Source organism: Vibrio sp. 10N.247.310.24 (genome assembly GCF_041467175.1).
GTDB lineage: Bacteria > Pseudomonadota > Gammaproteobacteria > Enterobacterales > Vibrionaceae > Vibrio > Vibrio tasmaniensis_A.
Genome location: NZ_JBFSUD010000005.1, coordinates 1 through 11,705, shown reverse-complemented (window position 1 = coordinate 11,705; position 11,705 = coordinate 1). Strand labels below are relative to the sequence as shown.

Sequence of the window (11,705 nt, the reverse complement as noted above, 5' to 3'; positions counted from 1 at the left end):
TTTACACTAGATGTTTAATATTTCTGCACTTTTTTATTATACTTGGGGTAAGAAATACTAGTTAGACACCTTAAAAAGTCTAACTTAAAGTACTTCTAGTTTTAAATCTGTTTGCTCTTCTGGGGCTTACAATTTTTTAAGGAGTAACAAGATAACAACCTCACACTCGCGGTTAGACAATTCAGAAAATAGAACAACAAGAGCCCGTGTGTTCAGGTTCTTGTTTCGAGAATAGTTAGAAGGAGGTATTCGGTTCTAATTCGGGAAATAAGTAATCCAGTACTTTCTCAGAGTTCCATTTGCACGCAATGTCAAATAGACCAGCACGCAGATTTTCCGCACGAGTAAAACAGGTACCTTGCAGATCAACTTTATGATCTTGAGATTCTATCATCGTCTGTATTAACTCGACTTCATCGAATTCGACCGCTAACATCAATGGTGTGTAACCTTCTAATGCCGTGCTATGTTTCGCATTAGGGTTGGCACCATGTTTAATCAAGTGCTTTGCGATATCTCGAAAACCTTCTGCTGTCGAGTGTTTTAAAAATGCTTCCTTTTCAAGCTGCAAATTTATACGGGATATTTCTTGGAAATCTTCGTCTTGAGACATTTTCTCAATCGATCTTTTCAATTGTCCTAAATCATGAGGAAGCCATCCAAAACCATGTGCTCGAAGTGATTTTAGGTTCATGTCAGAGAACTTCATTTGCTCTGTGGTCCTAGTTACCTCTTGTGGGCGTGTATGGCGAGCTATCAAAGCAATAGCAGTAAACAAAGGTGTTTCATTCCCCACGTCATGTCGTTGGTCAACGTTGGCTCCCATCTCAATCAGCTTTTCAACTACGTCGAGACGGCCTGTCTGCACACCACAACCAAGCGGCGTAAGCTTGCGTTTCGCCGTTACGGTATCTAGGGTTTGTGGAGTATGGTTATACTTAGCTAACTCCCAAAAGTTATCGTCCCGCAAAGTACCAGTAGGAAATAAAGTCACTTGCATTTCTTGTACGGCAAAAAGAATAGCCGACTCCTGATTCGTAGATAGATTATCAACATCCGCCCCAGCCTCTAGCAACTTAGAGACAGACTTTGATTTACTCATCATAGAGAAATAGACTAGTTGAGGCATTTTCTTGCTACCCCCTCCCATTAAGCCAATGTTGATTTCTTTATTCGGTTTACTCAAATCAACATCAGACTCACTACCCTCAATTAAACACACACTACTGTCTTTTGGTGGATTATCAGGATATACAGCACCAGGGAAGAAAGACTCTTTGGTAAAGTAAGAGTCAAACATATTAGCAAAGGCTAGGATCTCCCACTCTTCGATATCCGGTGCTTTTTTCCTCGTACTCTCATTTTGCGGGCCATCAGGTGCCATATCGATATCTAACATTACAGCCATACGACGTAAACGGTTGATAAATGGTTTATCCGGTTTGGGCATTCGGCATGCGGCGATAATAGCCTCCCGAATGATACAGACAGCATTCTCGCCTTGACGATAAATAACCTGCTCGAACGCTTTTTTATACTCGCCAATCGCAAGCTCTAGCTCACCACAATGAAGCTCAAGTCTCGCTTTCATCCAATGACGAAAATATGAAGTTTCATAATCTTTATCTAAATCGCTTTCATATTTAAGCCTTCCAAACAAAATTCGACAATGCTCTTCCGAATCAACCGTTTTAGGCTCACGTAAGCGAAGTAGATAATAAAGTTCCAAAGCCAAAGGCACTGAACGCTGGTGTTTTAGGCTCGCCTTTTCTAATAGCGCCTCCAGGGCACTGCGATAACTATCCTCTATGCTTTCAAGCGCACTAGTATGCAGTAGCGATACATCCATTTTCGGGAATTTTCTGAAGAAGTAATCCCATAAGCGTGCAACCAAGAAATTGACCTTGAATGCTAGCCAGGATTTCTCAGTTCGAAGCTTTCGACCAATCAGATTGATAGAGCTGAGACTTGGTAGCTCAGCTTTATCAGGTAAAGCCCAAGTTCGTAATCTTTCCTTACTTTCAGGAGAGAGAGAACGATAGTGCTGTGGCCATTGAGGTAGTTGTTTCAATCCATTAATCACAATAGAAACGAATGACTGTTCACTTTGAGCGACTACTATTGAGTTAAGGGGAACATCACCAAGAATATCGTCACAGAATAAGGACAAATTAAAAGTAAGAAAGTAACGGTCCAAGAAAGCGCGAGCATCTTCAACCTTTACACCATCTAATGGCGCCGCCATCATTAACTCACGATATTGCTCTACGAATCGATCAAACCCAGCAACAAATCGTTGTGCCATAGATTCATTAATAAAACCTTTTACGGGCTCATAGATCAGTTTCTGTTTGAGTTCATGATAAAGCGCTGGTGTGATTTCATTATTTTTACAAGCACCATCGATTTTTTTCGCGATACTACTATCAATACCCTTGGTTCCTAGCCCATTAGCAAACTCGCGTAGCAGAAACTGGATGCTGTAATAAGGTGTTTCGATTTTTTGTTTAGTCATACTGAACGTTGAATATCTTTATTAAAGTTTTGAAAAGCTCGTCTATCACTTGGCGTACTTGGGACTGTGAATCGCTTCCCTGCTGGCGAGAAAATAGAGCCATGTTTTTTACAGCGTTGGAACCGCCAATTATTTTTCACCAAATGGCAAACCAACTTCTGTATATCCTTGTTATTGCTATATCTTTTCATAATTGATGAGGGGGAAATGTTATCTCCCCCGCACTCCCTACGATTGACTATTTTTCGCAGCGGCTGATTGAGCTCTCGCAGCAAAACTTCCTTTGGCTACTTGACCACCATTTGCTTTCGCTTGTCCGCCTTGAATGCGTGCAGCGGCTGACGGGGTCATTGGTGTTGATTTCGCTTTAGACATGTTCATTTCTCCTTGTGTGTTTGAACACAAACAAGTTAACAATCGCTGCTTAAAAACGCACGGGGGCAACTGGAGAGTTTTTTTATTACTACCCGCCCACGCTAAAAACATAAATAATTTCAGATATATATCATCTTCGTGCACCTACTACTCAACTCATTCTAAGGAGTGTTTCATGCACGATAACAACTACTATTTTGATGGTCCTGTCACCGCCGACAGGGTGCTCGACGCAGCCGCAGAAATCCTTGCAGCACGGGGCCTCCGAGGCGATCAATATTGCAATCCAGAACTCACTAAAACCTACCTTTCTTGCAAATTAAAAGCTTATGAGAGAGAGGTCTTTGCTGTAATGTTTCTTGATAACCAACATCACCTTATTTCATTTGAAGAGCTTTTCTTTGGCACCATTGACTCAGCCAGTGTCTACCCTAGAGAAGTGGTAAAAGCCGCATTAAAGACAAATGCCGCAGCAGTCATCTTTGCTCACAATCACCCTTCAGGGGATGCAACACCATCACAAGCTGATAAGCGAATCACTCAAAGACTAAAAGATGCATTAGCTCTGGTGGATATCCGGGTTCTCGATCATATTGTCATTGGGGATAGCGCCGTCTCTTTTGCAGAAAGGGGGCTACTATGATTCAGAAAAGATATGGAGACATTGCCTTAAACGATACCTTTCATCATTGCTTACTCGCGATTATCAAGCAGTATGATATCCCTAGTCATGCTCAGCGAATTATTCTTTACTGTAGAGAAACAAGCTACTACAGAACCAAAGAAGGGCTACACCCGGTTGAAATTCAACTCTACCGAATATCCCTTTCCACTCCTTGGCAGCTTATCTGTCTAACAAGCTTTTCCTACTCAGATACTCAAAGCCACGAACTAGAACCTGAACTCTATTTTCACTTGCCTAACCTTTGGTGCTATCAGCCCGATTGTGGGTCGGTAAGTCTTGAGCACCCCAAAATTAAAACGCTATTAGAAGCGTGGATGCAAACCTTAGCCTGTCATTTAACGCAGTGTAGTTATGATGATATCCAATTAACAATGACCAGCACCTTTGACGCCACTTCATAGATCGATACCCCATTATCACCAACACTAGGAGACGTAATATGTCGACTCTAAACTTTGCCCCGCCATCTCTACCAGTATCAAAACAACTCCAAACTTTACTTAGTCAGTACTGCCAGAATTTCTTTTCTTCAGAAGAGACCAAAGCCACCAGCCCTACAGTCACGATTAACTTTCGAGACAAGAGTTATAGTGCAGAGGAAGGGGGTTACCATCCTGTAGAAATAAGCCTCAACATTAAGGAAGACCACACGCTAGACATTCTCTACATCACTGACTTTGCCTATATGGGTAACTACTACCCAGAACTAGAACGCTGCATAGACTTTGATTTTGGGAATCAAGTGGTCTTTACAGTGGCAACCGGATGGCAAAACATTCGCTCTGAAGGAATTGATGAACTGTACAAAATGTGGGAACAAAATTTTCTGTATTACGTTAAATCTGAATGCTTCGACAACATCGAGCTTACCCACTAACCCCTACCTTTCTAGCCAGACTTCCACTTGTTGCTTTGCTTCTTCCTTATGCTCTTGTTTTACATGGGCCCCAACAGAAGCTAACGCAGCCATCAATACACTAATGTCATCACTGTAGCCTACACCCACCAACACATCGGGTATAGCGTCAATAGGGAAGACAAAGTAACCCAGAGCACTCAATATCGCCGTTTTAGTCCAACGTGGTGTATCGCTATCTTTCGCACAGTAATAAAGGGTTAAGGCTGTTTCAATAACCTCGCGTCCTGCTTTTCTGGCGTAGCGTTTGAGCTTATTCCAAAACGAGTGCTCATTAAAATGTCTTTGGTGCGGGGTGTCTTGCATCTTATGCCCTCCATTAAAGCTTCAGGATACTGGCTAGCACATTCATTTTTAAGACCAACCTTTAGCGAAGGCGACATAAGTTAACGCATCAATTTGTATTATGCATTGGCACTCAACACTTAATAAAAAGGATCACCAAATGGGATTTTGGGACAACGTTGGAAAGCTTGCGAAAGCAGGCGCACAAGTAGGAGCTAAAGTAGCTTCTGACACGTACGGTGACATGAAAGAGGCACAAGCCGATGCGGCAAGTAAGGGGGATGATCAGTTGGCACGTACCCTTGCAAATCGTTCAGGCGGTACATGGGCTATAGGAGCCGCTCGTCAGGAGCTTAAAAATCGCGGATATAGTGATGATGCGATTCAAAGCATGATAAGTCGTCACCGCTAGTGATAACTAAGGGACACGGTAAACTTCCGTGTCCGATTCTTTCTTTATTTTAGTCAAAAACACTGCGACACAAGTCAACGCAGCGCCTCGTAAACTCTCTTCAATCAATTCGTTAGCTCATTGTCTTTACTCATTTCATACATGAGAGGAGAGGTGTGCGCTTAAAAAAATAAAGCCATCTATGGACGATACCAAGCTTAATCGCTCACAACATTACATACAGCTGGTTCTTGAGATTTATAAGCGTATTCCTAACAGTCGCAAGATCACAGCAAAAGAGATCCAACTGCAACTCAGTGAAATCGGCATTGCTCGTTCAGAGCGAACCATTCAGCGTAATCTCACCGATATTGCTCAGTTCTTTGATGATGTCGATGTAGATACGCGCGATAAACCTTTTGGTTACAGTCGCCGCTCACAGAACTTGTTATCACATGGACCACAGGAGGCTGTACTGCTCAGCCTAGCTGAAAACTATCTACGCTATCTTCTTCCTGTCAATTTAATGAAAACGCTCGACAGTGTTTTCAATGATGCTAAACAACACCTTTTCCCAACCACCAGCAATATGAAAGAACGCCAATGGTTAAGAAAAGTGTGCTTTGTTAATGAGGGCGTACCACTACTCCCTCCCCATATCGACAACGAAATATTTGAGAAGGTTAGTTATGCTCTCTTCCACAATCGTTATCTATCTCTTTGTTATACCAATGCCAACTTAGAGTACAAAAGCAAAGACGTCATGCCATTGGGTCTAGCACAACAAGGCAGTCGTCTGTATCTGGTGTGCCGCTTCCATGGTCACACCAACGAACGCTCTCTGGCATTACATCGCATCAATAAAGTCAATGTATCTACTTTTGATTTTACTTACCCAAGTGACTTTGACCTAGAACGGTATGAGCTAGATGGCCGCTTTTACTTTGGTGAAGGAAATGAAGTAAACCTATCTTTTTGCATTACCCATGAAAGCGGGTATCACCTACTTGAAACACCCTTGTCGTTGAAACAATGTGCTGAGCTAGTGGACGGAGGATATCAAATCACTGCAACGGTGATCGATTCACCTCAACTTGATAGATGGTTACGTGGTTTTGGGGATGATGTTTGGGACATTACTAAACAGAAAAGTTCTGAGAAAACCGCTTAGGCTATTCTCTCTTGATCCAAGATTGGTGAGCGTACACCTAAGCGCTCATCACGATCCGCCACTCTCTCTATCACCCAATCTTGCACCTCACTTTCTACCCATGCCACACATCGATAGCCAAGCGAGACAGACTTAGGAAACTGGTCTGCATCCATCAGCTTATATACATACGAACGACTCAAACCCGTCATTTCAATTACTTCTTTTAATCGAATTAGTCTCATTTTTCTTTCCTCATGAATTACTCGTCATAAGGAGAGAGCTAGTTGTAAATTTTCCGCACTCTAACCAAGGAGCACCTATGCCTGAGCATAGCGACCTATTCACCACACTTGAAGGCGAGATACGTCAAGCACCGCTTAATGAACAAACGCGAACTAAGCTACTCGATAACCTTGAACAAATGAAAACCACAGAACTCAATATCCTGATCACGGGAGCTACTGGAGCTGGAAAAAGTTCTACGATAAATGCCCTTTTCGACATGGCGATTGCAGAAGTAGGTACAAGCTGTGAGCCACACACCCAAGGAATCAGTCAATACCGCTTGAACAACCTAATTCTTTGGGATAGTCCGGGTTTAGGAGACGGAGTCGAAGAAGATGAGCAACACGCTCGCTTACTAGAAAAGACATTGACAGCCAAAGATGACCAAAAACGTTTTGTGATCGACTTAGTCCTTGTCGTTCTTGATGGGGGTTCACGTGACTTAGGGACACCCACCACTTTAATCAACGACGTACTTATTCCTGCATTAGGGAAAGAAGCTCAGCACCGTCTAATGATTGCCATCAATCAAGCAGATAATGCTTTGAAAGGGAACCAAGCGTGGGACCATGAAAGTAATACGCCAACTTCCGCAGCAAAAGCTCACCTAGAAGCCATGGTGAACTCCATTCATCGCCGTGTACTACGGGCTACAGGGGTTTATTTAAAACCGATTTACTACGTCGCTGGTCACTGTGATGGCACAACCAAACAACGTCCCTATAACCTCTCCAAGCTGTTGTATCTGATTGTTGAACGCCTACCAAAAAATAAACGGCTCATACTGGCGAATCGTACGCTTTCCCCTCGACATGAGAATTGGGAAGACAACGATGCCAGTGATTACAACAACAAAACCAGTTTTAGCTTATGGGAAGCCATCTTCGATACGACAACTAAAGGTGCAGAGTATGGGGAGGAGATAGGAAGCATCTTTGGCTCTACAGGCCAACACATTGGGAAAGTCATAGGAGGCGCGCTAGGAGCCTGCCTAGGTGGCTTGCGTTACATCTTCGGCTGGTAGGTAGTCTCATACAGCCCAACCTCACAAACCAACACTCTCTTCGACACAAGTTGTCGTAGCCATCTTTTAGTATCAACTCATTGAATAATAGATAAAGGATATCTCTCATGAAACCTATTGTACTTACCGCTGCACTAACACTGCTTGTGACCTTTACTGCATCTGCTGAGGGCTACAAAGTCGAATACAAAGACATCAACACCCGATGGGGACCAAAGACGAAAATATATGTAACGTCTCTCTTTGACTACTCTACTGTCTTCGGTATCGAAGTTAACCGAGGTAACTGTGAAGTCGCTAGACCAGAAACACCAAAGATTACTGTCAACAAGAATAAGTACAGTCAATCTGAAGAGTTACTCAAGAACATGAGTAACCCTGATTACAAAAAGCCATCCAATAATAGCAAGTCTGGTGGTGTGAAATGGCTTCCTTATCCCGAAGTGGATTTGAAGTACGGAGAGTCTACTGGTTATGTCACTACAACGCCCTGTAGAGTCCTACAAATTGACATTCACTCTAGTGAAGGTAGTTACCGCTTTAATGCGGATTAAACAACTGAAAGGCCACAAGGGCCTTTCTTTTTTTGTAAACTCAATAGCGACTGTAATCGAAGCTTCTTCCATTCCCAGACAGTTTACTTTCTTTTTTAGCAAAGTAACTAACACGGTAAAAAGCCTGATTGTATTGATTATCATAGATCTCTTTATCGCATCTCTTATTGATTTCACACCTGCCGTTCTCAGAGAAATAAACCGCACTACTTACTTGTTCAACCGAAAGACCAGTTGCACTTGCCCAAGCTTTAGTAATCATTCCAGAAAAGTATTCTCCTGTAAGGTCATCGTAAGGCCCGATTCCTTTAAAAATATCACCATTTAGCAATACGGCTACGTGATAGTGTGGATTCCCAGAATTTGCCTTTTCTTTGCACCAAATAAATCGAGGTTTAGAGTGACGGTTATGACTTTTACGTTTTAAGTAAGCACACATAATAGCTTTGAAGGATTCTTGAAATTTTGTGATTTGCTTACTTGATACTTTCTCGCTTGAAAAGCCTTGGGGGTATCTCAAATCCACACGAAGTAGCAACGTTCGAGGGTATTGATCTAGAGCCCTATCAAAAGTGCTTTTGATAGCTAAAAGGCAGGAAGGTATTAGAGGTCCTTTCTTGGTGTATACCGGTAAGTCCATATCATCAATGGTGAGTATTTCTGCATGTTCAAGATAATTGTTCATTTCTATCATTCCTATTGGTTAGTGTTCTCAATAGGTAGATAGGTTGTTGTAATTAATTAGATAAGATTAAAGGTAATAATATTATTACCGACAGTTTTTCGCCCCCGACCTTTAGTAAGGTTCCTTTGCATAGTAAGGGATGATCTTAGGTATAAACTTGCAATTGTTACTCTGATAAAAAACTGGAATCAAACTTGAGAAGACACCTCTGATTTTTTCTATTCACCCCAATTGCAAAGCTCCTCCCATCAGTAATCTCCAATGTACTGATTGTCCGTGCAAACTCCAAGGCACGGTAAGTCAAGTATTCAATTAATTTATTAGTTGTTCCGTGTGTCAGGTTTAGCTCTTCCCACATAAAACTCTCATGTATAAGCTCCTCATACCATTCAATATCAACACAAACTCTCCGTTCAGAGTTCATAAGCTCAACAATTGTATTTTCTACAAAAAAATCCATATGTTCTGCAAATTCCTTTTTGCAGCTTATGCTTGCCAACAGTTTAAAAACAGCGAGTACCGAGAGGTTATAAACAGGATTGTTTGGAGTGAATGACCTTAGTTCATGGAAATTGACGATCTGTTCGCAATCTAAAAGAGCGACATCAACCTTCTTTAGTTCGATAAAAATTAGTGATTTCTGTTTCTTTAAGATCGAGTGATTCAGACCTGCTACATATCCTTTGATATAACCATGCTTTCTAAGCTTGCTAATCATTGCTTGAGCTTTGCGCTCAGAGCACCCCATAAAACTACAAAGGTCTGCGAGACTTATACTATCAACAACTCCAGACACTTTAGCTTTACTCAAAAGACAAAGAAGCATCAAACGATTCGATAGTGTTAACTCCTTTGCTATTAACTCTCCATACCAAAGATGATTTACCCTTCTCTTGGCATACTTGGGAAGCTGTATAAATTGATTATCTAGGTCATCAAAATCAATACCAGTAAGTTGATAGGCTGTAACAGGTCTACCTCGCTTTCCATTCACTACTTTTTCAGCAATAACGTGGATAGCTTTCACTTCAATTAATAAGCGAATACTGCGCCTAATGAGACGCTCTGGAGCTTTATACTTTTGGACCATATGTAATATAGGCATCTTGTAAATATTATTCGAATCTGCCTCAAGATACATAAGCAAAAGCAACATTCTCGCTTCAGAAGAGACTTTTTCTGTACCTTTTATAGTCCAACTTACAATCATGAAACGATGCTCCAAAATAATTTAACATGCATTTTGGTGTGTATTATACGGAAAATCAGACCTAGATCCTGGGACGTAGTCCACAGACGTAGTCACTATAAGTAACTAAAGTAGAATTGAGAAAACTAATAGATACAAAAACAACATGACAAAGAAAACTATACGTCCACTAGAGGGCTTCAACTTCAAAAATCAGTCACATAGAAAGTGGTTAAGTACATACCTTGCAAAAAGTAAAACGCACCCTATCGTTGAAAAGTATTACTACCCACCATTCGATGTAGAAAGGGGGATTTCAGATAAAAAACAATTCCAATTTTTTTTTGGGGAGTGTGAAAACAGCGCCGAAGGACGTGAAATATGGCAACTATTACAAGGAGCCTGGGGGAAAAAACTTCGTAGAGAAAAACAAAAAGAAAAAGGAAAGGTACAATATAGTTTTGAGCTTAGTACTGAGTTTGGTATGAAGTTACAAGCGATAGCAAAAAAGCGAAATCAAAGTCAGAAAAATGCCCTTGAACACATTGTAAATGCGCTAACCCCAACCCAGTCAATGTTTGAAGTACATAAACTTGAGAAACAAAACAGTTCCGTGTCATACGAGACAGAAACAAGCTGTTTACGAAAGGAATTACACGAAGCAAATAAAAAAATTCGGGAGTTAGAGTCTGAAGTGGTTTCATTAAAAGAGAAAAATAAGCAGCTTACTCAAGATCAAGTCGATAGAAATACTCAAATAGAAGTCAGCGAGCAAGAGATATCCTCTCTTTCAGCACAGAGTCGTGAGATTGCACTACTTACTGAAGAGTTTAAATTAGTCCAAGAAGAAGTACGAGAATTACAATCCAAAGCGGAAATAAAAAATATGTTCACTGAGCCTATGAAGTTCTAGCCCAGCCCTAACAATTAGCAGTACCATTAGCAGTATTTAATTTATCAAACCAATAATAAACATTATAAAAACAAATAGATAATGGCTTAATTCAGATGACGCCAGCCCACCAAACGTTTGGAATGGCGATAAGTCTTTGATTTATCGCCATTTTTTTCATTTAATGTCTGCGAAAAATTGATTTGTACTAAAACTAGGTACTAAATCATGAAATATCTTTCACTCACAGCAAAGGGAATCTGGCACTTTCGCTTTCAAGTTCCTTCTCGCTTTCAACACCTCTTCAAAAACCGTAAAGAGATCAAGCGTAGCCTCCGCACATCCGACTTGAATAATGCTAAAGTAGGTGCATTATCATTAGAGTTAGAAATCAGAAAAGTCATGTCCGAAGGTTTACCTACATTTGATCTTGATAGAGCCAAAAATCTTACTGCCCTAAATATTCAAATAAGTATTGATAAAATTAATGCTGCTATTGAACCGTTCAGCCATAACCCTTACTTAGCAGACAGCATCGAACTATTCACTGACCCAGCACACCTTGAGGTCATTGATAGTGAATTAAAGAGCAAACTACTATCTCCAACTGAATCGTTGGTATTAGGAAATGAGACTCCCGAAATACTTGCTATTCGAGAGCTAGATCGAATGAATGGGTATAGCTATATTCTCGACATATCCCCTATCTGGCAGGGTAGTTGTCACTGTTAAAATTTAACCAGTTTGGGCGATAAA

At 41.1% G+C, this 11,705-nt stretch carries 15 protein-coding genes; 9 read left to right on the top strand and 6 right to left on the bottom strand.

Annotation, left to right across the window (positions count from 1 at the left end):
• Positions 1-235: 235 nt before the first annotated feature.
• Both AB6E08_RS02610 and AB6E08_RS02605 read right to left on the bottom strand, forming a co-directional pair.
• On the bottom strand, positions 236-2,515 hold the full coding sequence (locus AB6E08_RS02610) for an ankyrin repeat domain-containing protein (RefSeq protein ID WP_076644770.1): 2,280 nt from the start codon (positions 2,513-2,515) through the stop codon (positions 236-238).
• Positions 2,516-2,743: 228 nt separating this feature from the next.
• Positions 2,744-2,890 carry a hypothetical protein gene (locus AB6E08_RS02605; protein WP_019823990.1) on the bottom strand — a complete coding sequence of 49 codons (147 nt, stop codon included), beginning with the start codon at positions 2,888-2,890 and terminating at the stop codon, positions 2,744-2,746.
• Between the two features lie 175 nt (positions 2,891-3,065).
• Between AB6E08_RS02605 and radC the strand changes: the two genes are divergently transcribed.
• Genes radC through AB6E08_RS02590 form a run of 3 tightly spaced genes read left to right on the top strand, consistent with a single transcriptional unit; the run spans position 3,066 to position 4,452 of the window.
• A complete protein-coding gene (gene radC, locus AB6E08_RS02600; protein ID WP_017084882.1) occupies positions 3,066-3,533 on the top strand; it encodes a DNA repair protein RadC in 468 nt (155 codons plus the stop codon).
• Positions 3,530-3,976, top strand: a complete 447-nt coding sequence (locus tag AB6E08_RS02595) for a DUF2787 family protein (RefSeq protein WP_372066172.1) — start codon at positions 3,530-3,532, stop codon at positions 3,974-3,976. Before radC ends, AB6E08_RS02595 begins: the two co-directional genes overlap by 4 nt.
• 38 nt (positions 3,977-4,014) lie before the next feature.
• Positions 4,015-4,452 (top strand): DUF2787 domain-containing protein, encoded by a 438-nt coding sequence (locus tag AB6E08_RS02590; RefSeq protein ID WP_372066174.1) that lies wholly within the window; start codon positions 4,015-4,017, stop codon positions 4,450-4,452.
• Between the two features lie 3 nt (positions 4,453-4,455).
• Here the strand turns inward: AB6E08_RS02590 and AB6E08_RS02585 are convergent, their stop codons facing one another.
• Entirely contained in the window at positions 4,456-4,797 is a 342-nt protein-coding gene (locus AB6E08_RS02585; protein ID WP_372066177.1) for a YkvA family protein, read from the bottom strand.
• A gap of 139 nt (positions 4,798-4,936) precedes the next feature.
• Between AB6E08_RS02585 and AB6E08_RS02580 the strand changes: the two genes are divergently transcribed.
• Together AB6E08_RS02580 and AB6E08_RS02575 are read left to right on the top strand one after the other, a co-directional pair.
• Positions 4,937-5,188: a hypothetical protein gene (locus AB6E08_RS02580; protein WP_019823999.1), complete on the top strand. Its 252-nt coding sequence runs from the start codon at positions 4,937-4,939 to the stop codon at positions 5,186-5,188.
• Between the two features lie 181 nt (positions 5,189-5,369).
• Positions 5,370-6,338 (top strand): YafY family protein, encoded by a 969-nt coding sequence (locus tag AB6E08_RS02575; RefSeq protein ID WP_064624600.1) that lies wholly within the window; start codon positions 5,370-5,372, stop codon positions 6,336-6,338.
• Here AB6E08_RS02575 and AB6E08_RS02570 read toward each other — a convergent pair.
• A complete protein-coding gene (locus AB6E08_RS02570) occupies positions 6,335-6,562 on the bottom strand; it encodes an AlpA family transcriptional regulator (RefSeq protein ID WP_064624598.1) in 228 nt (75 codons plus the stop codon). The genes AB6E08_RS02575 and AB6E08_RS02570 overlap by 4 nt on opposite strands.
• 77 nt (positions 6,563-6,639) lie before the next feature.
• Here AB6E08_RS02570 and AB6E08_RS02565 point away from each other — a divergent pair, with 77 nt between their 5' ends.
• Both AB6E08_RS02565 and AB6E08_RS02560 read left to right on the top strand, forming a co-directional pair.
• Entirely contained in the window at positions 6,640-7,629 is a 990-nt protein-coding gene (locus AB6E08_RS02565) for a GTPase family protein (RefSeq protein WP_372066182.1), read from the top strand.
• A gap of 107 nt (positions 7,630-7,736) precedes the next feature.
• Positions 7,737-8,183, top strand: coding sequence for a hypothetical protein (locus AB6E08_RS02560; protein WP_372066185.1), 447 nt, complete (start codon positions 7,737-7,739; stop codon positions 8,181-8,183).
• Positions 8,184-8,223: 40 nt separating this feature from the next.
• Here AB6E08_RS02560 and AB6E08_RS02555 read toward each other — a convergent pair whose 3' ends face one another.
• Both AB6E08_RS02555 and AB6E08_RS02550 read right to left on the bottom strand, forming a co-directional pair.
• Complete coding sequence (locus AB6E08_RS02555) at positions 8,224-8,868, bottom strand: inovirus Gp2 family protein (RefSeq protein ID WP_372066188.1); 645 nt, start codon at positions 8,866-8,868, stop codon at positions 8,224-8,226.
• A 166-nt stretch (positions 8,869-9,034) separates the two neighbouring features.
• A complete protein-coding gene (locus tag AB6E08_RS02550) occupies positions 9,035-10,078 on the bottom strand; it encodes a hypothetical protein (RefSeq protein ID WP_372066191.1) in 1,044 nt (347 codons plus the stop codon).
• Between the two features lie 145 nt (positions 10,079-10,223).
• Between AB6E08_RS02550 and AB6E08_RS02545 the strand changes: the two genes are divergently transcribed.
• The gene (locus AB6E08_RS02545) at positions 10,224-10,970 is read left to right on the top strand and encodes a hypothetical protein (RefSeq protein WP_372066193.1); all 747 of its coding nucleotides are present in this window, start codon (positions 10,224-10,226) and stop codon (positions 10,968-10,970) included.
• A 207-nt stretch (positions 10,971-11,177) separates the two neighbouring features.
• The gene (locus tag AB6E08_RS02540; RefSeq protein WP_372159627.1) at positions 11,178-11,681 is read left to right on the top strand and encodes a DUF6538 domain-containing protein; all 504 of its coding nucleotides are present in this window, start codon (positions 11,178-11,180) and stop codon (positions 11,679-11,681) included.
• Positions 11,682-11,705: the final 24 nt, after the last annotated feature.